This is a genomic window from Streptomyces sp. NBC_00654, assembly GCF_026341775.1.
Lineage (GTDB): Bacteria > Actinomycetota > Actinomycetes > Streptomycetales > Streptomycetaceae > Streptomyces.
Genome location: NZ_JAPEOB010000002.1, coordinates 668,939 through 690,206 on the forward strand (window position 1 = coordinate 668,939; position 21,268 = coordinate 690,206).

Annotated in this window: 25 protein-coding genes and 1 pseudogene; 13 read left to right on the forward strand and 13 right to left on the reverse strand. The window is 70.6% G+C overall.

The window, feature by feature from the left end:
* The first annotated feature begins 178 nt into the window (after positions 1–178).
* The 4 genes from OHA98_RS23210 to OHA98_RS23225 all read left to right on the forward strand — a co-directional run bounded on the left by OHA98_RS23210 (position 179) and on the right by OHA98_RS23225 (position 4,086).
* Positions 179–745: a DUF4291 domain-containing protein gene (locus OHA98_RS23210; RefSeq protein WP_266928665.1), complete on the forward strand. Its 567-nt coding sequence runs from the start codon at positions 179–181 to the stop codon at positions 743–745.
* Positions 746–794: 49 nt separating this feature from the next.
* Entirely contained in the window at positions 795–1,301 is a 507-nt protein-coding gene (locus OHA98_RS23215) for a DinB family protein (protein WP_266928666.1), read from the forward strand.
* A 172-nt stretch (positions 1,302–1,473) separates the two neighbouring features.
* Positions 1,474–3,534: an NB-ARC domain-containing protein gene (locus OHA98_RS23220; RefSeq protein WP_266928667.1), complete on the forward strand. Its 2,061-nt coding sequence runs from the start codon at positions 1,474–1,476 to the stop codon at positions 3,532–3,534.
* A gap of 57 nt (positions 3,535–3,591) precedes the next feature.
* Positions 3,592–4,086, forward strand: coding sequence for a GNAT family N-acetyltransferase (locus OHA98_RS23225; protein ID WP_266928668.1), 495 nt, complete (start codon positions 3,592–3,594; stop codon positions 4,084–4,086).
* A gap of 95 nt (positions 4,087–4,181) precedes the next feature.
* Here the strand turns inward: OHA98_RS23225 and OHA98_RS23230 are convergent, their stop codons facing one another.
* A complete protein-coding gene (locus OHA98_RS23230) occupies positions 4,182–4,994 on the reverse strand; it encodes a PepSY domain-containing protein (protein WP_266928669.1) in 813 nt (270 codons plus the stop codon).
* A gap of 253 nt (positions 4,995–5,247) precedes the next feature.
* Here OHA98_RS23230 and OHA98_RS23235 point away from each other — a divergent pair, with 253 nt between their 5' ends.
* From OHA98_RS23235 to OHA98_RS23245, 3 genes are all read left to right on the forward strand, one after another.
* Complete coding sequence (locus OHA98_RS23235; RefSeq protein ID WP_266928670.1) at positions 5,248–5,496, forward strand: DUF6296 family protein; 249 nt, start codon at positions 5,248–5,250, stop codon at positions 5,494–5,496.
* Between the two features lie 174 nt (positions 5,497–5,670).
* Positions 5,671–6,108, forward strand: coding sequence for a protein-tyrosine phosphatase family protein (locus tag OHA98_RS23240; RefSeq protein ID WP_266928671.1), 438 nt, complete (start codon positions 5,671–5,673; stop codon positions 6,106–6,108).
* 63 nt (positions 6,109–6,171) lie between these two features.
* A complete protein-coding gene (locus OHA98_RS23245) occupies positions 6,172–6,663 on the forward strand; it encodes a YfbM family protein (protein ID WP_266928672.1) in 492 nt (163 codons plus the stop codon).
* 96 nt (positions 6,664–6,759) lie between these two features.
* On the opposite strand, the gene OHA98_RS23250 is transcribed toward OHA98_RS23245, so the two are convergent.
* The 10 genes and pseudogenes from OHA98_RS23250 to OHA98_RS23295 all read right to left on the reverse strand — a co-directional run bounded on the left by OHA98_RS23250 (position 6,760) and on the right by OHA98_RS23295 (position 14,127).
* Positions 6,760–7,431: a bifunctional 2-polyprenyl-6-hydroxyphenol methylase/3-demethylubiquinol 3-O-methyltransferase UbiG gene (locus tag OHA98_RS23250; protein ID WP_266928673.1), complete on the reverse strand. Its 672-nt coding sequence runs from the start codon at positions 7,429–7,431 to the stop codon at positions 6,760–6,762.
* Between the two features lie 97 nt (positions 7,432–7,528).
* On the reverse strand, positions 7,529–8,305 hold the full coding sequence (lepB, locus tag OHA98_RS23255) for a signal peptidase I (protein ID WP_266928674.1): 777 nt from the start codon (positions 8,303–8,305) through the stop codon (positions 7,529–7,531).
* Positions 8,306–8,442: 137 nt separating this feature from the next.
* Positions 8,443–8,754 carry a hypothetical protein gene (locus OHA98_RS23260; protein ID WP_266928675.1) on the reverse strand — a complete coding sequence of 104 codons (312 nt, stop codon included), beginning with the start codon at positions 8,752–8,754 and terminating at the stop codon, positions 8,443–8,445.
* 175 nt (positions 8,755–8,929) lie between these two features.
* Entirely contained in the window at positions 8,930–9,439 is a 510-nt protein-coding gene (locus tag OHA98_RS23265; RefSeq protein WP_266928676.1) for a DinB family protein, read from the reverse strand.
* A gap of 119 nt (positions 9,440–9,558) precedes the next feature.
* Entirely contained in the window at positions 9,559–10,584 is a 1,026-nt protein-coding gene (locus OHA98_RS23270) for an alpha/beta fold hydrolase (protein WP_266928677.1), read from the reverse strand.
* Positions 10,585–10,788: 204 nt separating this feature from the next.
* Complete coding sequence (locus OHA98_RS23275; protein WP_266928678.1) at positions 10,789–11,022, reverse strand: hypothetical protein; 234 nt, start codon at positions 11,020–11,022, stop codon at positions 10,789–10,791.
* Between the two features lie 6 nt (positions 11,023–11,028).
* Entirely contained in the window at positions 11,029–11,706 is a 678-nt protein-coding gene (locus tag OHA98_RS23280) for a TNT domain-containing protein (RefSeq protein WP_266928679.1), read from the reverse strand.
* 161 nt (positions 11,707–11,867) lie between these two features.
* Positions 11,868–12,383, reverse strand: coding sequence for a lytic polysaccharide monooxygenase auxiliary activity family 9 protein (locus OHA98_RS23285; RefSeq protein WP_266928680.1), 516 nt, complete (start codon positions 12,381–12,383; stop codon positions 11,868–11,870).
* 344 nt (positions 12,384–12,727) lie between these two features.
* Positions 12,728–13,299: pseudogene (locus OHA98_RS23290) on the reverse strand (DinB family protein).
* Between the two features lie 39 nt (positions 13,300–13,338).
* Complete coding sequence (locus tag OHA98_RS23295) at positions 13,339–14,127, reverse strand: DUF4389 domain-containing protein (protein WP_266928681.1); 789 nt, start codon at positions 14,125–14,127, stop codon at positions 13,339–13,341.
* Between the two features lie 237 nt (positions 14,128–14,364).
* Between OHA98_RS23295 and OHA98_RS23300 the strand changes: the two genes are divergently transcribed.
* The 5 genes from OHA98_RS23300 (at position 14,365) to OHA98_RS23320 (ending at position 18,608) form a co-directional block, all read left to right on the forward strand.
* Positions 14,365–14,844, forward strand: coding sequence for a MarR family winged helix-turn-helix transcriptional regulator (locus OHA98_RS23300; protein ID WP_266928682.1), 480 nt, complete (start codon positions 14,365–14,367; stop codon positions 14,842–14,844).
* A 321-nt stretch (positions 14,845–15,165) separates the two neighbouring features.
* A complete protein-coding gene (locus tag OHA98_RS23305) occupies positions 15,166–15,342 on the forward strand; it encodes a hypothetical protein (protein WP_266928683.1) in 177 nt (58 codons plus the stop codon).
* A gap of 536 nt (positions 15,343–15,878) precedes the next feature.
* On the forward strand, positions 15,879–16,160 hold the full coding sequence (locus tag OHA98_RS23310; protein WP_266928684.1) for a hypothetical protein: 282 nt from the start codon (positions 15,879–15,881) through the stop codon (positions 16,158–16,160).
* 15 nt (positions 16,161–16,175) lie between these two features.
* Positions 16,176–17,897 (forward strand): glycoside hydrolase family 6 protein, encoded by a 1,722-nt coding sequence (locus OHA98_RS23315; RefSeq protein ID WP_323179627.1) that lies wholly within the window; start codon positions 16,176–16,178, stop codon positions 17,895–17,897.
* A 210-nt stretch (positions 17,898–18,107) separates the two neighbouring features.
* A complete protein-coding gene (locus OHA98_RS23320) occupies positions 18,108–18,608 on the forward strand; it encodes a tetratricopeptide repeat protein (RefSeq protein ID WP_266928685.1) in 501 nt (166 codons plus the stop codon).
* A gap of 274 nt (positions 18,609–18,882) precedes the next feature.
* Here OHA98_RS23320 and OHA98_RS23325 read toward each other — a convergent pair whose 3' ends face one another.
* Positions 18,883–19,143, reverse strand: a complete 261-nt coding sequence (locus OHA98_RS23325) for a type B 50S ribosomal protein L31 (protein ID WP_266928686.1) — start codon at positions 19,141–19,143, stop codon at positions 18,883–18,885.
* 65 nt (positions 19,144–19,208) lie between these two features.
* Positions 19,209–19,373 (reverse strand): 50S ribosomal protein L33, encoded by a 165-nt coding sequence (rpmG, locus tag OHA98_RS23330; RefSeq protein ID WP_266928687.1) that lies wholly within the window; start codon positions 19,371–19,373, stop codon positions 19,209–19,211.
* Positions 19,374–19,798: 425 nt separating this feature from the next.
* On the opposite strand from rpmG, the gene OHA98_RS23335 reads away from it, so the two are divergent.
* Positions 19,799–21,241, forward strand: a complete 1,443-nt coding sequence (locus OHA98_RS23335; RefSeq protein ID WP_266928688.1) for a PP2C family protein-serine/threonine phosphatase — start codon at positions 19,799–19,801, stop codon at positions 21,239–21,241.
* The last annotated feature ends 27 nt before the right edge of the window (positions 21,242–21,268 follow it).

Sequence of the window (21,268 nt, forward strand, 5' to 3'; positions counted from 1 at the left end):
CGGCTCCCCGCGCAGCGACCCCATCAAAGCAGCAGTCACTGACAGTGCGTGGACAGAAGATCACTTTCAGTCATTCGCCGGGAGCCGCGCGGGAGCCCGTGCTCCACCCCGAGAACGCCCCGGGGAGCGCCCGGAAAAGCGTTTGCCCGGGGAATTCGCGCCCTGCCACTGTGACCGCATGCCTCCCCTGCGCCAGATACGCGCCCAGTACGACGCCCGGACCATCGTCGTGTATCAGGCGTACTCGCCCGCGGTCGCGGTCCCCGCCCTGCGGGCCGACCGTTTCGTGGCACCCTTCTCGTTCAACCGCATGACATGGATCAAACCCTCGTTCCTGTGGCTCATGCATCGCAGCAACTGGGCGCAGAAGCCGGGCCAGGAGTGCGTCCTCGCGGTACGGATCACCCGGGAAGGGTGGGAGGAGGCCCTCTCGCAGGCCGTACTGACAACATCCGACCCGGCGCATGTCGCACGGGCCGCTGTGCACGTCCAGTGGGACCCGGAACGCTCGCTGCGGGGAGCGGCACTCAACCACTACAGCATCCAAGTGGGCGTGGGCCGCGGACTGATCCGGACGTTCGTCGACGACTGGATCGTCGACCTCACCGACGTCACCGCGCAGGCCCGCAGGATCGCCGGGCTCGTACAGAGCGGGCACGCCTCGAAGGCCCGGCGACTGCTCCCTCCGGAGCGCGTCTGCCCGGCGCCCGCGGCCACCGCCGAGCGTCTGCGCATCGACGGGTGAACGTGCCCGCCGTGCCGCGGCTCGGCCACCCCTCCAGGATGATGACCCGATGAATGATCACCAGCGGACAGAGCCGTCACGGACAGCGGACGAGCGCACGTCATTGACCGGATTCCTCCAGTACCAGCGGGACACTCTCGCGATGAAGTGCGCCGGACTGACCGTCGGCCGGCTGAGACGGAAGGCGTGCCCGCCGTCCGGGCTGTCCCTGCTCGGACTGGTCCGGCACGCGGCCGAGGTCGAACGAAGCTGGTTCCAGTACGTCTGGAACGGGGAGGAGACGGGCCCCCACTGGCCGAGGAACGCCGATGGCACCTTCGCCGAGTTCGACGTCGAATCGGCCGATCCCGACGAGGCGTTCACGTTCTGGCACGCCGCCTGCGAACGCTCCCGCGCGATCGTCGCATCCGTCGACTCCCTGGACACCACCGTGCGGTGGCGCGAGGAGGTCTTCAGCCTCCGCTATGTCCTCACCCACATGATCGAGGAGTACGCGCGCCACAACGGCCACGCCGACCTTCTGCGTGAAGCCGTCGACGGCGAGACCGGAGAGTAGACGCACTACCAGGACACCTACGGCTACCCGCCACACGTACGCACCCCCGCTGCCCACTCGGCGTCAGATCGCGCCAATTCACGACTGTTCAGGATTCATTGTCGGCCGTTTCTGACTGTTGTCCGTCATGAACGCAGAGCCAGGATGCTTGCGAGGCAGGATGTCCTCCGTGATGGGCAACCTTCCTGTCGTGAGGACCAGTTTCGTCGGCCGCAGCAGCGAACTGGCCCGCATAGAACGGGCACTCGAAGAACACCGGCTGGTCACGCTCACGGGCAGCGGGGGCGTCGGCAAGAGCCGGCTGGCGCTCCGCGCCGCGGACCTCGTCGGGGACCGCTTCCCCGACGGTGTGTGGTGGACCGATCTGTCCCCGCTCTACGACGACCAGTTGCTCATCACGACGGTGTGCGACGGCGTCGGGCTGCTCGATCACAGCTCGCGTCTCCCGGAGCAGGCGCTGCGCGAATGGCTGGCCGACCGGCAGCTGCTGCTCGTCCTCGACTGCTGCGAGCGCGTCGTCACCTCCTGCCGGCACCTGGTGGAGGAACTCCTCGACGCGGCACCGGGACTGACCGTGCTCATCACGAGCAGGCAGCCCCTCGGCGTCGAGTGGGAGCACTGTGTCGAAGTGCCGCCGCTGTCGACGGGCGTGGACGAGGACGGGGCGGTGGAAGGGGACCGTCCGCAGGACGAAGCGGTGCGGCTGTTCCTCGACCGCGCCGCCACCGCGGCTCCCCATCTGATGCTCGACGACCCGGACACCGCATCGGCGGTGGTGGAGATCTGCCGCCGCCTCGAAGGAGTCCCGCTGGCCATCGAGCTGGCCTGTGCCCGGCTCCGTGAGAGCAGCGCGTGGGAGATCACCGGCCGTCTCGCCTCCCGGCTCGACGCCCTCACCGACGAAGCGCTGTGGCCCCGGCGCCACCGCACGCTGCGCACCACCATCGGCTGGAGCCATGAGCTCTGCGCGCCGCTCGAACGCCTGCTGTGGGCCAGGCTCTCCGTCTTCCGGGGGGTCGTGGGGACGGCCGACGCCGAGGCCGTGTGCTCCGGCGGGCCGCTCACCGCCGGCACGATCGCTCCCACGATGGAACGGCTCGCCTCCCAGTCCGTCCTCCAGCGGGTCGGGGACGGCTACCGGATGCTCGACACCCTGCGCGAGTACGGTGCCATGTGGCTCGCGGAACTGGCGGAGGACCGTACTCTCGCCGAACGCCACGCCCAGCACTTCGCCACCGTCGCAGCGCAGGCCCACGCGGGCTGGCTCGGCCCGTCCCAGGTCGACTGGTACCGCAGGATCGCCGACACCCACGCGGATCTGTGTGCCGCCCTGGAACACCTGCTCGCCGAGGACCCGGGGAAGGCCGTCGAGATGGCCGGATGCACCGGGCTGTTCTGGAGTTGCTGCGGCCATCTGCACCAGGCCCGTGCCTATCTCGAACGGGCCCTCGCCCTGCCGCCCTCACCCGGGCCGCACCACACCCGCGCCCTCTGGGCCCTCGGCATCACGCTCACGCTCCAGGGCGACCACAAGGCCGCCCGCCGGGTCGGCGAGGAGTGCAATCGCGCCGCGCGCCGCGACCAGGACGCCGAGTCGATACTCTCCGCCGCCCACAGCATCAGCTTCACGTACCTGATGATGGGCCGTCCGCAGACGGCCCACTCCGTCAGCGACCATGCGCTGCGCCATCTGCCGGACGGCGCGGACGACGCCCCCTCACAACTGCGCTGCCGGGTGATAAGGCTCTTCGCGCTCTCCGCGCTCGGTCGCCTGGACGAGGCGTACGAGGAGGCCACCCGGCTCCAGCGGATCAGCCTGCGCCACGGTGAACGCTGGGCCCGCGCGTACGCCGACCACCAGCTCGCCCTGATACACATGCTCCAAGGGCGCCCCCGGCATGCCGAAGCCCACGCGCGCTCCATGCTCGCGAGCAAGAACGACCTCCACGACAGTCTCGGCATCGCGCTCGGGCTCGATCTGCTCGCCGGGGCCATCGCCGCCCAGGGGGACGGGGTCGAGGCGGCCCGCACCTCCGGCACGGGACACACGTACTGGCGGATGATCGGCCACCCCCATCGCGGTACCCCCGAGCTCGGCGCGATCCGCGCCCGGTGGGAGCGCCAGGCACGGGAGGCCGCGGGTGACACGGCCTACGAGCGTGCCTACCACCGCGCCTCGGCCGACGACGCCGAGCGCGGCCTGGCCCACGCACTGGAACGGCACAGCCCCTGAGGACTGTGCCGTGATTCCGCCCGGCCCACGGGCACTCCGATCCGGTAGCGTGACCGCATGATCGTCATCAGCCGGCTCCGCCCCGACCACGGCCCCGCCCTGCTCGCCTTCGAGAAACGGAACCGGGCGTACTTCGCCGCTTCGGTCCCGGACCGCGGCGACGACTACTTCACGCGCTTCGGGATACGGCACGATGAGCTGCTCGCCGAGCAGAGTGCCGGGCTGCATCACTTCCACCTCGTGGAGGACGGCGACGGCGCGGTGCTGGGCCGGGTCAACCTGCTCGATGTCGCGGAGGGGTCCGCCGAGCTCGGCTACCGGATCGCCGAGCGGGCGGCCGGCCGGGGGCTGGCGACGTACGCCGTACGGCAGGTCTGCGCTCTGGCCGCCTCCGAGTACGGGCTGACCACTCTGCGGGCGGCCACGACCCTGGACAATCCGGCCTCGCACGCCGTGCTGATCCGTACGGGCTTCGAACCGACGGGGGAGGCCTCGTTCGACGGCCGCCCCGGACGCCTGTACACCCTCGGCCTGAGCGCCCCGCCCCACTGATCCGTCCGTGCCCGCGACGGCGTGCCGTCCGCACCCCCGGATGTCGGTGGTGCGCCGTCGCAGCACACCACCGACGTGTGTCGCCTCGTCGGCGGTCAGTCCTCGTCGGTCTCCTCACGGAGGATGGTGTCGTTCTTCGCGTCCACGTCGAAGGTGGTCCTCTTCCAGTCGGTGTCGACCACGTCGACCGACCAGATGACGCCCTTGCCGTCGTTGTCGTCCAGATTGACCGAGGTGACCGTTCCCTTCTTCTTGTCCGTGGCCACCTTGGCGGCCTGCTCGGGCGTCTGCGTCGCCTCGGCGATCCACTTGGCCAGTTCCTGCTTGTCCTCGGCGTCCTGGTCCGTGTCCGCCTTGGCCTCGATCACCTCTCCGGAGACCGCGTCGATACGGACGGTGTGCGCGGTGCCGTCCTTCTCGGCGACCTCCGCGACCCATTCCGGCTTCTCGGATCCGGGGCTCGCGCTGGCGCTGCCGCTCGGGCTCGCGCTGCCGCTCGGGCTCGCGGTGCCGCTGGGACTGGCGTCGGCGGTGCCGCTCGGGCTCGCGGTCCCGCTGGGGCTCGCGCTGGCGTCGTTGTCGTCGTCCAAGTCGTCCAGTTCGAGGTCGACCAGGGTGCTGCCGGCCACCTCGCCGACCGCTGTGGTGGCTGCCTTGTTGTAGGTGACCTTGGTGGCCTCGATCACCCGCTTCCGCTCTTTCTGGTCCTCGGTCAGCTGTGCCGTGCTCGACGGGCTGCTCGACGGTGTGGTCGTCCGCTGCGGAACGACCTTCGCGGCCTCGGAAGTGGCCGTGGCCGCCGTCTCGCCGCTGCCGGCCCCGCATCCCGTCACCAGCACGGCGGCGGCGACCACGCAGAGGGCTCCTGCGACGCGGAGGTTTCGGGCACGCGGGGAAACACGGGTCATTCGTCGGGGCTCAAGTCTCATATGCGCATGCCTAGCCCTCCCGGCGATCAGTCATGTTGACCGACCTGCCGGAGTCACCCGATCGAACGGCCCTCTCCGCCCGTTGGCCGTCCTCCCGGCACCCGTACGCGCCCCGAGCGGTGCGGCACCCCGTACCGGGGACGCCGTTCCCCGGGCAGGTCGCGCGCAGGTGGGAAACAATGGACTGGACGGGCGCCGGCTCCTGTCGCCGCGGCCCGGTCGGGAGGCGGTCATGGAATACCCGGAGAGTTACGAGCTGATCTTCCAGTCGTTCGGTGCCGAGGACGATGTGGTCACCGTGCGGCTGACCGCCCGGGACGGGGCCGGCGGGTACCCGGTCTACGAGGACGAGACGGGGATCGTGCGCGCGGAGATCAGTGACCGCGGTGAGGTGCGCATGCTGGCGAGCGGCGGGCATCAGGTTCCCGGTGTGCCGTTGCTGGTCCGCCCGCTGAGTCAGGGAAGCCCTCCCGCCCGCTGACGGCGGACGCCCCGCCGGTGCCGGGGCCGCGGGGAAACGCGCGGTGTTCCGGCCGCCCGCCGGATCGTTCCGCTCGTCGGCCCGGGCACGTTCGGGCAGGCGTACCTCGCCCGCTTCGGGAACCTGGACGACGGCGACCTGCTTCCCCCGGCGGACAACCTCTAGATTGGCCGTGTGACCGAGACCTGGAGCCCGACCGACCGTGCCGTCGTCCGCCTTCCCTCCGGGCGGCTGATACGGGGACGCGGCCTGCGCCGCCCTCGTCCCGACGGGCCGGAACCGGAGTTCGGCGTCTATCTGCTGGGCCGCCTGCCGCCACCCGTTGCCTGGGAGTCCCGCTGGCTGCGCTGGCCGGACTTCCGGCTCCCCGCCGACCGTCGGCAGGCGCGGGACCTCCTCGAAGAGGTGTGGCGCCGGGCGGACCACGAGCGGGTCGAGCTCGCGTGCGAAGGCGGCATCGGGCGCACGGGAACGGCACTGGCGTGCCTGGCGGTCCTGGACGGTGTTCCCTCGGACCGGGCCGTGGCCTTCGTCCGCGGCCAGTACCACCCGCGCGCGGTGGAGACACCGTGGCAGCGTCGATACGTACGGCGCTTCGGGCAGGCCGAGTAGCGCCCGCCACCGTGTGGTTGGATCCGCAGCGGGAACCAATCACCGTCGGTCGGGAGAAAGCACATGGCTTGTCGTGGAGTCCTCTTCGCACTGGAAACCGCGGACGCCGAAAGGCTGTTGGCGGCCGAGGGCGATGCGGCGGCGATGGAGTTCGTCGAAACGGTCGAAGAGGGCTGGGACGTGGCATGGCTGATGGAGCTGGACAAGTCCTGGGACGTCCTGCACCGCTGTCTGACGGACGGCAGCCTGACCTTCGACGGAGGTGAGTACCCGCTCTCGCACGCCGTCCTCGGAGGCATCCTGCTCCACGAAGGCGACGACTACGTCATCTCGTACGTCGACGCGGAGCAGGTCCATGACATCGCCCGAGCTCTGGCGCCCCTCGACGAGGAGTGGCTCAGGGAGCGTTTCGCCGCTCTGACGTTCCCCGAGTACCAGGGAAGCGGCGGCGAGGACGACATCGAGTACGCGCTCGCCTTCCTGCCCGACCTGCGGGACTTCTACAAGGAAGCGGCACGGGCGGGCCGGGCAGCGATCTTCACCGTCGACCAGTAGCCGAAACCCGGCCCCGGCAGTCCGCCGCGCTCCTCCCCTGCCCGCCCCGTCCGCCCCGTCCGCCTCACGTGCCCGGCCTTCACACGTCTCGCCGCGTCAGCTGCTGCGTACGGCCCGGAGCACGGCGTCACGGATGACGATCCGGCGGCCGTCGGGGTCCGGTGCCGTACGTCCGGGGGCCGCCGTCTCGATCTCCTCCCACGCGTCGGGGTCGAGCACGGCGGCCATTTCGTCACCTGTCACGAACGTGTCCGCCGCCATCGGCCGGCCCATGGACGTGTCCAGGTCCGCCGGATGGTGGCCCACGACGAGGAGCGTTCCGCCGGGGTTCACCGCGGCCGCGAGCCTGCGGTACAGCGATTCGAGCGAGGGCCTCGGCAGATGCATGAACTGCGCCGACACCAGGTCGAACCGCTGCGGGGCCGGGTCCCAGTCGAGGAAGTCGGCCTGCCGCCAGGTGATCCGGCCCGCGATGTCCTCGCCCGCACGGGCCGCCTCCCCCGCGGCGCGCTCCAGCGCGACCGGCGACAGATCGGCGCCGGTGACCTGCCATCCCCGCGAGGCGAGCCAGATCGCGTCGGCGCCTTCGCCGCTGCCCACGTCCAGCACCGTGCCCGGGGTGAGGCCGCCCGCGTACTTCACCAGGAGGGGATTGGGGTTCCCGCTCCAGTTGGTGCCCGCACTGTAGCGGGCGTCCCAGAACTCCTGGGTGAAGTGGTGGTCCGTGTTCCCGGTGTGATCGTGGTGCCCCGAGTGGTGAGAGTTCATGCCGTCACTGTGCCCGTGCGCCGCCCGGCGGGCGACTTCCCTTGCCGATCCGGCAATCCGCGGGCCCGTTCCCCAGCGGTTCGCCCGGCACCCGCTGTCAGCGGTTCACGCGGCGCCTGCGGATCAGTACGAGCGACAGAGCACCGGCGAGGGCCGCCCCACCCGGGTACGCGGCGGCAGCCGCACCCGCCCGCCCGAAGGTGCCGGGCACCGGAAGCGTGCTCCAGCGGGTGACCGGCCAGGCGACCAGGACGGCGCGGCCCACCACGTCGTCGACCGGGACCATTCCGCCGTGGGGATCGTCCTGGTGATAGCGGGAATCCTCCGAAGCCTGCCGGTGGTCCCCCATGACCCAGAGCCGGCCGCCCGGCACGGTCACCTTGAACCGGCCGCCGTCGTCGTTGCTGCACGCGGAGTTGCCCGGGAACACATACGGCTCGTCCAGTGGCCTGCCATTGACCTTCAGCGGGCCGTCGCCCGCGCATTCCACGGTGTCCCCGCCGACACCGATCACGCGCTTGATGAGGTTCTTCTCCTCGGCCGACGGCATCACCCCGACGAAACCCAGCACCTTCTGGACCGCGTTGGGCTTGTCGACGGGCACGCCGTCGAGCCAGTGGGCCGGGTCGCGGAAGACGACGACCTCCCCGCGCTCGGGTTCCGATCCGAACCACGGAGTCAGCTTGTCGACCAGTACCCGGTCGCCCTTCTGCAGGGTGTTCTGCATGGATTCCGAAGGAATCGAGAACGCCTGCAGCAGGAATGTCTTGATGAGCAGGGCGAGTACCAGCGCGATCCCGATGAGCAGCGGTAGTTCCACCCAGAACGGCCGCTGCTTCTTCGGCTTCGTCCGCCGTGCCCCCGCCAGCACCATGTCGCCGCTCCCCGCCCCGTGTTCACCGCCCGCCCCGTACCGGAAGCGGCCCGTGGGTCACTCTAGGTGTATTGACCCTCAGCGTTGTTGACTCGGCTGATCGGTGGCTTGCCGTCGAGTGCGGTGTGGGACAGCCTTCAGCCGGCCGGCGACGGGGGCGGGCCGACCGTATTCCCGGTCCTCGGCACGGTGGCGCCCGCTCCGGCGCGTACCGCCTCCACCACGCTCTGGTGGAACGTGCGGCTCTCCTCCTCGGAGGAGCACGGCACGGGGCTGCCCGCCAGCGTGAACCAGTCCGAGGAGCCGCTGTACTGCACGGCCACCGACGCCTGCCCGTCGGACCATGTGGTGTGGACGGTCAGATCACCGCTCAGGATGCCTACCTCTTCGGTGCGGACTCCGCCGGTTCCCGCGAAGACACCGCTGGTCGTCCACGATGCCCAGCTCATGACGTGTCGCCTTTCGGCCAAGGACAGTCGTTCCAGCAGACTGGTTTCCCATTATGACACCGGACACCCGAACTCGCACGGATGTGCGGTCCGGTGCTTCTGTGCGGTCCGGTGCCCTTTTGTGCGGCACGGTGTGCCTCCGCAGGGCCGGGTGCGCACCGGGCCGTACGGAGGACTACGAGCGTTGCAGCGAGCCCCGCACGAACGCGGCCTGACCGGCGTGCTGGAGCCCCTCGGCGAGCACACTGACCAGCCGGACGCCCAGGGTCACCGGAGGTGACCAGCTGTCGTCGACGACCCGGTCGAGCGCGTGGCCGTTCAGACCACGGATGAGGGCGAGGGTCTGTTCGTGCACGGCGTCGTAGTACCCGAGGAGCAGTTCCGCCGAGGGCACACGCACGGCTGCGACCTCTCCTTCGCCGTGACCGAATCCGGTCGCCCTTTCCTCGAAGGGCAGAGCGAACCGGGCGGACCACTCCTGGGCGAGCCAGACCTGCTCGGTCCCGGCCGCGTCGGCGATGTGGTCGTCCTGGACCCGGGCGAGGTGCCAGATCAACCACGCGATCGAGTTCGCGCCGTCGTCGAGCCGCGCGTTGAGGTCGTCGGGCGGGAGCCCTTCGGCCGCCGCGTGCACCGCTTCCCGGATGCGGTCGAAGGCATCGTCCAGCAAGCCTGCGATGTTCATACGATCACCATGCCCCGTGCGCCCGGCGGGCGCAGTCCTGGGCACGGTCGGCTGTGGGCCGTGGGCAGCGGGGACGGACGGGGCAGCGGGGGCCGAGGTCCGGGGCCGGGACCCGGGGGCTACAGGCCGCGCAGCCAGTCGGTCAGCAGGCGGTTGACGTCGTCGGCCCGTTCCTGCTGGATCCAGTGTCCGCAGCCTTCGAGGATGTGTGCGGCGCTCAGAGCGGGCAGGGTGGTGGGGAAGGCGCTGATCGCGTCGGCCATCCAGGTGGTGGACGCGTCGAGCCCGCCGCCGATGAAGAGCGCGGGCCGGGTGAGGGGCGCCCCGTCCCAGGGGGCGAGATCCGACCAGTCCCGGTCGACGTTGCGGTAGCGGTTGAGTGCGCCGGTCAGACCGGTGCGTTCGAACTCGCCGCTGTAGACGTCGAGGTCGGCCTGGGTGAGCCAGGAGGGCGGCGGCCCGCCGGGGAACCGGTCGGAGAGCTTCCCGCCCGGGGGGACGAAGAAGAGGCCGGCGTGGTCCTGCGGCACATGGGTCTCGCCGGAGAGCCCGGTGTAGAAGCCGGTGAGCCAGCCGCGTACGTCCGCCTCGATCTCGGCCTCGGCCCGGCCGGGCGACTGGAAGTAGCTGACGTAGAACTCCTCGTCGCCGCCGATCCGGGCGAAGCCGTCGGTGGGGCGGTGACCGTCGCGGGGCGCGTACGGAACGCTGAGCATTCCCACGGCTGTGAAGATGTCGGGCCTGAGCAGCGCGCTGTTGGCCGCGACGGCGGAGCCCCAGTCGTGGCCGATGACCGTGGCGGTCTCCTCGCCCAGCGCACGTACGATCCCGGCGTTGTCGGCCACCAGGTCGAGCATCCGGTAGGCCTCCACGGCCGCGGGCTTGGACGAGCGGCCGTAGCCGCGTACGTCGATGGCCACCGCCCGGAACCCGGCGGCGGCGAGCGCGGGGAGCTGGTGGCGCCAGGAGTACCAGGATTCGGGGAAGCCGTGGACAAGGAGAACGAGCGGGCCGGTGCCCTGTTCGACCAGGTGGACGCGGCCGCCGGGGCCTCCCACCAGGCGATGGACGGCCCCGGGGACCTCAGTGGAGGGCCACACCCGGTCCGTCCTCGGCAGCGGGGTCGAAGGGGTGGGGTTCGGCATGCGTCCTCCTCGGTGTCCCGGCCCCGGGACGGTGGCAGTGAACGGGGCGGCCCGGCCATTGCGCCGCGCCGCCCCCGTCCCCGCCCCGATCATTCGTGGCGGGGGCGACCGGAGCAAGGATTTTTGCCGGTCCGGCAAATCCGGTGCCGGACCGCCACCCGCAGTCGACCGAGCCCCTCAGCAACATGGCGGCGGGCGGCGGGCTCAGACGAGCAGGTGGTGCAGATGCGCGCAGGCCGCCGCTTCGTCAGGGTGCCGGGCGATGACCTCGGACACACCGCGTTCGTACGCCCCGGTCTCCCACGCCCCGTCGTCCGCCTTCCGGAGGAACAGGAAGTCCGGGGGCGTGGGGACCGGCTCGTGCACACCCTCGATGCGGTAGTAACCGTCGGGCACACCCGCCGCGGCGAGAACCGCCCCCAGTTCCCTTCGTTCCACGGGGTGTCAGACGCCCGCGGGCTTGAGGTAGTCGTGCTCCAGCAGCCACTTCACATTCAGCCGCTGCCCCTCCCCCGGGTCCAGGAAGACGGCGTCGAGCTTGATCTGCTGGCCGCCGCCGGGCTGCTCGAACCAGGGAGCGATGCTTCCCTGCCACACCCAGAACGGCTTGGCGACCTTGTAGACGCGGTAGTCGCAGGGCACCGCCGCGTCACGGGTGTTGAGGTTCTGCGGCGGCAGTGCGCGCTCGGCGTAGGCGTCTCCGGCGGGCGCCAGGTAGCCGCCGTACTCGGATCCGAAGCGGTCCAGGCGCTGGCCGGGGCGCAGCTTGGCGGGCTCCTTGTCGATCGCGCCGTTGACCTCGCCGAAGCCGTCGTTGGGCGGGTACTTCCAGCTTCCGGTGTCCGCGGGCCCTTCCCAGTACTTCTTCAGGAAGGCCTGGGGTGACAGCGTGCCGGTGCGCTTGTACCCCTTCAGGAGCGGTCCGACAGGGGCCAGGTTCTTGTTGGGCAGCCACTTGGGGCCGAGCCGGGCGTCTCCCTGGAACTCTCCGGTGCAGGGTTCGTGCCGGGCCGAGACTGCCGGGGCCCGGTTCTCGGGCTGCGGCGCGGCGCTCGCGGCAGGTGCCGTGATCATGCCGGCGGTGATGCCGAGCGCGGCAAGTACGGTACGCATGCGGTTCATTCAGAGGTCCCCTCGGGCACTGATGATCAATCAGACAGCTGACGAAGGGTAACCGGTCGATCACGTGACGCAGCAGCGCCATGCCGTTTTCCGGCCATGTCGCACAGCACCGCTGCCCGGCCGGGAGTTCCGGCCGGGCAGCGGTCCGAACCGGACCGGCCTCAGCTGACGTTCACGTCGATGCACGCGTAGAAGGCGTTCGCGGTGTCGGCGATGTTCCAGACCGCGAGGACCTTCTGCCTGCCGGTGTGGCTGCCGAAGTTGACCTGATGGGTGACGGTCGCTCCCGGCTGGGCACCGTTGTCGTTGAACTCGGCGATCTTCTGGCCGTTCGCGTAGTACTGCCAGGTGCTGGTGGAGTGCCGCGCGGTGAGCGTCCACTGGAAGGACTGGCTGCGGCTCACCGGGCTGACCTTCCAGCCCTTGGAGTCGTCATTGAGTTCGGCGAACCTGCTGTTGCCACCGCTGCAGCTGGTGAGCCCCTTGGGGCCCTCCACGCTCTGCGGCTCGTACTTGATCTCACCGCAGCTGATGGTTCCGGCCGCGCACTGCGCCTGCCTGCTGGGGGGCGAGGAGATGTAGCCGTGGGCACTGGCGGAACTCGTCGGGAGACTCAGGGCGAGTACGGGCGCGAGTACGGCACCGACGGCGAGGGCGGTCTTCCTTTTCGCGTGCATGCTTCTCCTTCACATGAGACCGTGCCGCGCGGTGGCGGGCCGTGGGGTGACCCGGCTTCGGCGGTGCGGCCTCGCGAGTGTGGGGCCAAGAGGGCGCGAAGGGCACGGCAAGAACCACTCCGGACGGTTCCGGATCTCAACTGTCCGAAAAAGCCTTGCACTTGGACTAGACCATACTGACGGCCGCCTGCACGTCAAGGGCGCCGCACGGCGGGGCAGTGGAATTCCGGCCACACATCAGGGACTCGCCCGGGGCGGCCGGGGCCGGTGGTTCGGGGTGGACCGGCCCGTCACGCTCGCGCCGGGGCGACGGCCGGATGCCGGTGGGGACGGGCCGTGCTGGATCAGCTGCCCGTGACACCGTCCAGGCTCTCCCTGATCAGATCGGCGTGCCCGACGTGACGGGCGTACTCCGAGATCATGTGGACGTGGACCACGCGCAGCGAGTATTCGGTGCCGAGGTGGACGAAGGTGTCGTCCAGGGACGCGTCGGCGATCGCCTCGTCGGCCAGGTGTATCTCCTCCAGCAGGCGGTCGTAGTCCTCACCGGCCCGGCCGGGGTCCAGGTCCTCGAAGTCCGCGTCCTTACCCTTGGCTGCCTCGTACATCGGGGGGAGCGTCTGCCCGGCGAACCGCTCGCGGAACCAGGTGCGTTCGACCTTCGCCATGTGCCGGACCAGGCCGAGCAGGGTAGGGTGAGGTTGGACGGCTCCACGGTCCTTTCCGCGAGCTGCTGCCCCGTGAGGCCCGCGCACTTCTTCAGCAGCGAACCGCGGAAGTTGTCGAGGAAACCGGCCAGCGTCTCGCGCTCCCCCGCGACGAGGGAGCCGTCGGTGAGCAGATCGGCGAGTGTCTTGCGCTCACCCGCCGTGCGGGTGCCGGGCGTACGGAGTGTTTCGGGCGCGGTCCATGTCATCACGTGATCATGCCCTGGGGGCGGCCGCACGCGCGAGCCCTATCGGCGGCTCATCCGGTAGTCGTCGCCCTCGTCGGACCAGGTCCCGCTCACGGACGAGCTGATGCCGCCGGCGAGTCCGACCACCAGGAAGAGCACCAGCAGCGCCTTGCCCGCCCCGCTCATGACCAGCGGCCGGGTGGCGGAGCGCGTGTGCCCGGTCAGTACGGAGAGGTCGTCGTCGCCGAAGAAGCCCTTCGGGTAGGCCGGGGTGAGCATCATCGCGTAGGCGTAGAACCGCGTCTGGTAGCGCAGCACGGCCGCCGTCGCCTCGAACAGCGGCCGGGGCATCCGGCCGAGGACCAGCGTGACCAGCCACCACACGAAGGAGAGCGCGAACCAGCCGGTCGCGGCCAGCCCCTGCACGACCGCCGCCGGGATCATCAGGAACACCCGGAACAGGACAGCGAGGCGGTTGAGGCCGGTGGGCCGCACCTCGATCCGCGCCGGATAGTCCGGCGGCGGTGTCAGCGCGAACGGCGGGTAGCGGTCGATGAGCAGCATCTCGCTCGCGGAGACGCGTACGTGGTAGCCGAGGTATCCGGAGAGGAAACGGAAGACGGGCTGGGGCAGCCGCCCCAGCACCAGGGCGGCGAACCAGCCCACGACAGCGGTGACCACGGCCGCGATGTACAGGAAGACCAGCACGATGAAGTGCGGGATGAGCAGCAGCAGTCGCAGGAGCACGGTCAGCCGGCGCTGGCGCGTCGGTTCGATGATGTCCAGGACGGGCTGGAACTCGCCCGCGTCCCCCGCGGCACGCCCCGGGCTCCACTGGCCTTCGGCCATGTCGCGTCTCCTCGGCAGGTGATCCGTACGGCATCCACGCGTACGACATCACCCCACGCTCCGGCCGGGGGGACGGGCCCGCAATCGGCCACGGGCCGATCGGGTGCCGCCGCTCCACCCGGTCGGCACAGGACACGGCGCGGGCGTCCGGAGACGTGAGGGCAGAACGGGGCGTCCGGGAGAACGCGCCAATTGGCTATTTGGACATACCTATCCCCTCATACCTAAAGTGCGCCCATGCTTCCCGACCTCTCCGGCCCGGCCGACCCCGCCCCCGGCGAGGTCGCCTCGGCGCTCACCGCCGTACTCCCTGTGCTCCTGCGGGCGGCGGACCGCCGGGTCGAACGGGATTACGCCCACCCCAAGCCGTCGGAGGGCCAGCTCGCCCTGCTGCGACTGGTGACGGAGCAGGACGGCATCACCGTCAGGCGGGCGGCCGAGACCCTGCTCATGAAGCCGAACAACGTGAGCGCGATGGTGTCCCAGCTGATCGGCGGAGGTCTCCTGGAGCGGAAGCAGGATCCCGCCGACCGGAGGGTGGCCCATCTGCACACCACCGAGCGGGCCCGCGAACACAGCACCGCCGTGGACACACTGTTCAGCGCCTGCGTCGAGGAAGGACTCCGGTCCCTGGGGGACGACGAGGTCGCCGCCATCGCCCGCGCCCTGCCCGGCCTCTCCGCACTCGCGCGACAGGTCCGCTCCGCCGCGGGCTGACACGCCCCGGCCCGCACCGCGGCGCTCCCCGCCGCTCGACCCCCGTACACCCGAAAGGCACTTCCCCGTATCCTCCCCCTCCGCGGGCGATCTCGTCATGCCCGCGCACGCTCCCCGACCACCGGAACACCGATACCCGGACCGTCCCGGGGGACGGCCGGGCGCCGGGCCAACCCCTGGCGATGGTCTCGTCCGTCTCCACCGCGCTCGGCCCCATCGTCGGCGGCCTCCTCGTCGAGCACGCCACATGGGAGACGGTCTCTCCGGGGCTACAGCCCCGTCGAGGCCGGCGTCCGTACGCTGCCGCTGAGCCTCGCCTCCGTGGTCGCCTCCCCGCTGGGCGCGGCGCTCACCGAGAGGTTCGGCGCGCGGCTGTCGATGACGCTGGGCATGCTGCACACCGCGGTGACCGTGGCCGGCGTGCTGTGCCTGCTCGGAGCCGCCCTCGCGGCGGTCGGGCTGCGCCGTACGCGGAAGCCGTCCGTCGCTCACGGCTGACGGCGCGTACTCCGGGAGGGCCCCGGTCTCCGGTCTGCCGACCGGAGACCGGGGCCCTTCCCCTGTCGCGGCGCGATTTCTCGTTCCGGTTGTGCCGGATTTCCTCGGCGATCATGGCCTTCGTGTGCTTCCCGATGGCATGCGCGGGTCTTCTCCTCGCGGCTCGGCGACATGGGGGGGCGTGCGGGGCTGAGCACAAGCCTTGACCAGTGGGAGCGCTCCCATCATGGAGATGAGGAGAAAGGGAGTCAAGAGAGTTGAAGACTCGAATAAATTCGATAGCGACAGATCAGAACGTGTCTGTTGACCGACACCTCATGACGCTCTAACGTCATGCCCCACCAGTGGGAGCGGTTCCACCAGTCGACGTGTCGTAGGGGCACGTCCGAACTGCAAGGAGTCGCTCATGCGACATCCCCCGCACCCAACCGCACGTACGGCGCCTCTTCGCGCCGCCCTTCGGGGCAGCGCCCACCACGGCCGGTCCTACCATCGCGCCCGCGGTCTCCGCCTCCGGTTCCCGCTCTGCCCGCACGGTGGACCGCACCTCCGCCGGCTTCGTCCGCGTACAGGGCGTACAGGTCCGTGGCATCTTCGACGGCCCTGGCGTCCCGGGCGAGACCGGCGAGAACACCGGCTCCCACGGCTTCGCCGACCGGGTCGTGCGGTGGTCCGACGACCGCGGACCCTCCCCTCCCGGATCGGCCCGGAACACCTGGGGCCACGTCCCGGGACCGTCCTTGACCAGTGACGACGAAGGAACCTCCACCCCGTACGGAATCGGGCCGCGCGATCATCCGCGCGCCCTCGACAGCTGAGGAAACGGAATGCGTATGAGCCGCACGAGCCGCACCGCACTGCGCCGATCACGTACGTCCCTCATCGCCGCGGCGGCCCTGGTCGCCGCTGCGGCGGGCACCGCCGGAGCCACGCCCTTCGGGGCCTCCGCCGCGGCGCCCGGATGCACCGTCGACTACACGATCCAGAACCAGTGGAACGGCGGGTTCACCAGCGCCGTCAGCGTCACCAACATCGGCGAGGCGCTCTCCGGCTGGCAGTTGGAGTGGACGTTCGCCGGCGGCGAGCGGATCACCCAGGGCTGGAACGCCGCCGTCTCGCAGAACGGCACGTCCGTCACCGCGAAGAACGTCACGTACAACGGTGCCCTCGCCTCCGGCGCCTCGGCCACCTTCGGGTTCAACGCGACGGCCGGCGGCAGCAGCGCCGTCCCCGCGGCGTTCAAGCTGAACGGGGTGACGTGCGACGCCGACCCCACGGGCCCGGTCGATCCCACCGATCCCACCTCCCGCGCCGACAACCCGTACGCGGGCGCCCGGGTCTATGTGAACCCGGAGTGGGCGGCGAAGGCGGGCACCGAGCCCGGCGGCGACCGGATCGCCGACGAGCCCACCGGGGTCTGGCTCGACCGGACCGCCGCCATCGAGGGCGTCAACGGCGGGATGGGCCTGCGCGACCACCTGGACGCAGCCCTGGTGCAGAAGGGCGACGGCGAACTCGTCGTCCAGCTCGTCATCTACAACCTGCCCGGCCGGGACTGCGCGGCACTGGCCTCCAACGGCGAGCTCGGGCCGAACGATCTGGGCCGGTACAGGACGGAGTACATCGACCCGATAGCGGCGATCCTCGGCGACGCGAAGTACGCGGGGCTGCGCATCGTGACCACGGTCGAGATCGACTCCCTGCCGAACCTGGTCACCAACACCGGCAGCCGCCCGACCGCCACCCCCGCCTGCGACACGATGAAGGCCAACGGGAACTACGTGAAGGGCGTCGGCTACGCCCTGAACAAACTGGCTGACGCACCCAATGTCTACAACTACATCGACGCCGGGCACCACGGCTGGATCGGCTGGGACGACAACTTCGCCCCGTCGGCCGACACCTTCAAGCAGGCGGCGACCGCCGAGGGCGCCACGGTCGGCGACGTGCACGGCTTCATCACCAACACGGCCAACTACAGCGCGCTCAAGGAGGAGAACTTCACCATCGGCGACTCCGTCAACGGAACCTCCGTACGCCAGTCGAAGTGGGTCGACTGGAACCGCTACACCGACGAACTGTCCTTCGCCCAGGCCTTCCGCACCAAGCTCGTCTCGGTCGGCTTCGACTCGGGCATCGGGATGCTGATCGACACCTCCCGCAACGGCTGGGGCGGCACGGCACGCCCCACCGGCCCCGGCGCGACCACCAGCGTGGACACGTACGTCGACGGCGGCCGCTACGACCGGCGCATCCACATGGGCAACTGGTGCAACCAGTCCGGAGCGGGCCTCGGCGAGCGGCCCCAGGCGGCACCCGAAGCGGGAATCGACGCCTACGTCTGGATGAAGCCGCCGGGCGAGTCCGACGGCTCCAGCAAGGAGATCCCGAACGAGGAGGGCAAGGGCTTCGACCGGATGTGCGACCCCACGTATCCGGGCAACGTCCGCAACGGCAACAACATGCCCGGCGCGCTGCCGAACGCCCCGATCTCCGGACAGTGGTTCTCCGCCCAGTTCCAGGAGCTCATGAAGAACGCCCACCCGGCACTCTAGGTGTATTGATCACGAACGTTGTTGACTGGTGGTGTCCGCCCCGAAGTGAGGCGTGACGGGGCGGACACCGCCGGGAGGAGCCGGGGCCCTGTCGGGCCATGGCCGTCGGCCCGGCGGGCGCCGCCCTGCTCCGACCGGCTCACGCCCCCCTCTCATCCGGCAGGACGCCCTGCGCCCGGATGGCCGGATCACGCCTGCGACGATTGCCGGATGAACTCACAGAACAAGGAAGACCTGCTGGCCGAAGCCGTGCGACTGCGCACGGAAGGGCGTCCCGAGGAGGCCCGGACACGCCTCCTCTCCCTCACGGCCGAATTCCCGGACGACGCCGAGGTGGCCTACCAGACCGCGTGGGTCCACGACACGCTCGGCCTGGAGGCCGAGGCGGTGCCGTACTACGAGCGGTGCCTGCGCGGCACGGACCTCACGGCGGAGGACCGTGCCGGCGCGCTGCTCGGTCTCGGCAGCACCTACCGGGTGCTGGGCAGATACGGACAGGCGGTGGAGACGCTGCGCCGGGGCGTGTCGGAGTTCCCGGACGACGGCGCGCTCAGGACCTTTCTCTCGATGGCCCTGTTCAACACCGATGAGCACCACGAGGCGATGCGGATCCTGCTGGAGCTGGTCGCCGCGACCAGCGACGACACGTCCGTACGCCGCTACCGGCGGGCCATCGAGACGTACGCGAAGGATCTCCGCGAGACCGTGTGACCGCGAGACCGCGCACGTCCGAGGGCATGGGGAAGCCCCGGCCGGATCGGGGGAATCCAGCCGGGGCGGCTCGTGCGCGGGTGTGAAGGGCGGCCACCTCCCGGCGGCGGGCTCCATGGGGCTTCAGCCTGACGACCTTCCCCAAGGGCTACGGCTGAGGCCCGGGGACACTGTCCCCTCACTCCCACTTATAGATGAACGATAAACCACCTGGCGGCGTTCCCAGGAATCCGCACCCCCTGTGTGATCCGGAGCACGGACATCCCGGCGCCCGTCAGCTTCCGGCCCGCGCGGCGGTGCCGTAGCGACGGTGGAACCGCTCGATCCGTCCGGCCGTGTCCAGCACCTGGCGTGCGCCGGTGTAGAACGGATGGCTCGCGGACGAGGTCTCCACATCGATGACCGGGTAGACGCTGCCGTCCTCCCACTCCACCCGCCGCTCGGCGTCGGCGGTCGAACGGGTCAGGAAGGCCACTCCGGCAGCGCGGTCGCGGAAGACCACGGGACGGGAGACGGGGTGAATGCGGGACTTCATGGGTTTTCCTTCCTCACCGCGTTCCGAGGCGGTGGCGTACGGACGGACGTGGGCCTCGCGGGCGCTCAGCGAACCTCACGGAACAGCACGTGCTGCCCCGCGACCGGGTCGAACTTGCGCAGCTCCAGACGGTCCGGGTCGTTGCGGCGGCTCTTGCGCGTCACATAGCTGTGACCGGTTCCGGCGGTCGAGCGGAGTGTGACGACGGGCCTGGCTTCACTGCGTGCCATGGGCACCTCCCGACATGTACGGCGACCCCGCCCCGTTTCGGGAATGGGTGTCGTTTTCGTTCTGGTGGAGTAACGCGAGCCCCCGCGCCCGCATTCCCGCACATGGCCACCCGGCATCCCGGACGCCCCAGCCGCACAGCGGGCGCCACGGATCGCATATGCCCCGGACTCCCGGTCGCGCACCGCGTGGGGACCGCCTGCGCGGGCGTGCGACGAGGTGGTGCACGCCGGGCGACTTGCGTCAACATCCCGACGGAGGAAAGGGTGTTCGGCGAGCCACCGCTCCACACAGCCCATGACATATGCCAGGCGCAACAACGTATCGAGTGTTGCCAAATCCCTTACGGGCTCCCGCCGCCTGTGCAACAGTCGTCTTCGGTCCACCCTTCAGAACCGGCCGCGCCGCGCCTGTATCGGAGTTCGAGATGCCGTCCCCTCTCTTCGCGGACCGCCCCGCACCACAGTCTCCCGAACACGATGCCGTCGACGCGTTGATCGACCGGACCCGCCGGCTGCGCGGGGACGTGGACGCCGTGCGGCGGGACTCCGCGGTGATCGGCGAGGACGATCCCCAGCTGCGCTGGCAGCGTGCCCTGTGTGATCTCGCGGTCATCCACCTCGACGGTCTCGACGAGCACCTGGGGCAGCTGAGAGCGGGCCCGTCGGCGCGGAGCGCCGTCGGCGCCGCGCCCGGCCCTGACCTCCCCGCGCCCGGAGCGCCGGCCGCGCCACGGCCGGGGTCACTCGTGGGCAGGGTCGGCAGCGCCGAATGGAACCTTCTCACCGACGAGGTCAGCTGGTCCGAGGAGCTGTACCGGATCTTCGGCAGGGAGCCCGGAGCGGGACCGCTGTCGCTCGACGAGCTGCCCTCCGTGCTCCCCCCCGAGGACCAGCCGCTGCTGACCGCGATGGTGACGGACTGCCTCGTCGACGGAAAGCCGATAGACGGAGAGTTCCGCGTCCTGCGGCCGGACGGCGGGACGCGGACCCTGCACATGATGGGCGAACCCCTCCTGGACCCCGAGGGCTGCACCGCCTCCATGTGGGCGGTACTGCGCGACGTCAGCGAGCTGCGCCGCGGTGAGCGGACGGTCGGCCGGACCCGTGACTCGGCCCGCCGCCGCGAGCACATCGTCCGCACCGAACACCGGATGGCGGTCGAGCTGCAGGAGGCGGTCCTGCCCCCGTGGCGCGGATCCTTACGCCTCCCCCAGCAGGGACCGGGCGCACTGGACGTCGCGGCCCACTATCTGCCGTCGGAGTCGAGCAGCCTCATCGGCGGCGACTGGTACGACGCGATGGAGCTGCCCGACGGCAGGACCCTGCTCACCGTCGGCGATCTGACCGGCCACGGCATCCCGGCCACCTCCGCCATGGCGATGATGCTCGGCGCCCTGCGGGGCATGGCGGTGGCCGGGATCGATCCGGGAGCCCTGATGGGGCATCTCAACCAGGTGCTCGAATCGTCGATGCAGCCCTCGCTGGGCAGCGCGTTGTGCTGCCGGTTCGACCGCACGACCGGCATCCTCAGCTGGGCACAGGCGGGGCACCCCGCACCACTGCTGTTCCGTGGCGGAACGGGGCGTCCGCTGCCCCCGCCGGACGGGGTGCTGCTCGGAGCGGCGTCCGGGGTCACCTACGAGCAGGAGGAAGTGCGCCTGCTGCCCGGCGACGTGCTCGTTCTGCACACCGACGGACTGACCCGGCGCGGCGACCGGAGTGCGGGACCGGAAGCGCTGCTCGGCCTCGCGCCGCGGTTCGCACGGACCCGCACGGCACAGGAATGCGTACGGACCGTCGTCGAGGAGTTCGGCGGGACCGAGCGCCCGGACGACGCGTGTGTGCTGATTGCCCGCATCGGGGCATGACGGAGCGAGAGGCGGTGTGACGCCCGC

What these genes read in the sequence shown, in the direction of transcription:
- OHA98_RS23230 (WP_266928669.1), bottom strand. Translation starts at nt 4,994, where the DNA reads ATGACCCGTGTTTCCCCGCGTGCCCGAAACCTCCGCGTCGCAGGAGCC.
- OHA98_RS23320 (WP_266928685.1), top strand. Translation starts at nt 18,108, where the DNA reads ATGAACTCACAGAACAAGGAAGACCTGCTGGCCGAAGCCGTGCGACTG.
- rpmG (WP_266928687.1), bottom strand. Translation starts at nt 19,373, where the DNA reads ATGGCACGCAGTGAAGCCAGGCCCGTCGTCACACTCCGCTCGACCGCC.
- OHA98_RS23225 (WP_266928668.1), top strand. Translation starts at nt 3,592, where the DNA reads ATGATCGTCATCAGCCGGCTCCGCCCCGACCACGGCCCCGCCCTGCTC.
- OHA98_RS23210 (WP_266928665.1), top strand. Translation starts at nt 179, where the DNA reads ATGCCTCCCCTGCGCCAGATACGCGCCCAGTACGACGCCCGGACCATC.
- OHA98_RS23260 (WP_266928675.1), bottom strand. Translation starts at nt 8,754, where the DNA reads ATGAGCTGGGCATCGTGGACGACCAGCGGTGTCTTCGCGGGAACCGGC.
- OHA98_RS23335 (WP_266928688.1), top strand. Translation starts at nt 19,799, where the DNA reads ATGCCGTCCCCTCTCTTCGCGGACCGCCCCGCACCACAGTCTCCCGAA.
- OHA98_RS23220 (WP_266928667.1), top strand. Translation starts at nt 1,474, where the DNA reads ATGGGCAACCTTCCTGTCGTGAGGACCAGTTTCGTCGGCCGCAGCAGC.
- OHA98_RS23270 (WP_266928677.1), bottom strand. Translation starts at nt 10,584, where the DNA reads ATGCCGAACCCCACCCCTTCGACCCCGCTGCCGAGGACGGACCGGGTG.
- OHA98_RS23245 (WP_266928672.1), top strand. Translation starts at nt 6,172, where the DNA reads ATGGCTTGTCGTGGAGTCCTCTTCGCACTGGAAACCGCGGACGCCGAA.
- OHA98_RS23325 (WP_266928686.1), bottom strand. Translation starts at nt 19,143, where the DNA reads ATGAAGTCCCGCATTCACCCCGTCTCCCGTCCCGTGGTCTTCCGCGAC.
- OHA98_RS23265 (WP_266928676.1), bottom strand. Translation starts at nt 9,439, where the DNA reads ATGAACATCGCAGGCTTGCTGGACGATGCCTTCGACCGCATCCGGGAA.
- lepB (WP_266928674.1), bottom strand. Translation starts at nt 8,305, where the DNA reads ATGGTGCTGGCGGGGGCACGGCGGACGAAGCCGAAGAAGCAGCGGCCG.
- OHA98_RS23280 (WP_266928679.1), bottom strand. Translation starts at nt 11,706, where the DNA reads ATGAACCGCATGCGTACCGTACTTGCCGCGCTCGGCATCACCGCCGGC.
- OHA98_RS23215 (WP_266928666.1), top strand. Translation starts at nt 795, where the DNA reads ATGAATGATCACCAGCGGACAGAGCCGTCACGGACAGCGGACGAGCGC.
- OHA98_RS23250 (WP_266928673.1), bottom strand. Translation starts at nt 7,431, where the DNA reads ATGAACTCTCACCACTCGGGGCACCACGATCACACCGGGAACACGGAC.
- OHA98_RS23300 (WP_266928682.1), top strand. Translation starts at nt 14,365, where the DNA reads ATGCTTCCCGACCTCTCCGGCCCGGCCGACCCCGCCCCCGGCGAGGTC.
- OHA98_RS23315 (WP_323179627.1), top strand. Translation starts at nt 16,176, where the DNA reads ATGAGCCGCACGAGCCGCACCGCACTGCGCCGATCACGTACGTCCCTC.
- OHA98_RS23285 (WP_266928680.1), bottom strand. Translation starts at nt 12,383, where the DNA reads ATGCACGCGAAAAGGAAGACCGCCCTCGCCGTCGGTGCCGTACTCGCG.
- OHA98_RS23295 (WP_266928681.1), bottom strand. Translation starts at nt 14,127, where the DNA reads ATGGCCGAAGGCCAGTGGAGCCCGGGGCGTGCCGCGGGGGACGCGGGC.
- OHA98_RS23235 (WP_266928670.1), top strand. Translation starts at nt 5,248, where the DNA reads ATGGAATACCCGGAGAGTTACGAGCTGATCTTCCAGTCGTTCGGTGCC.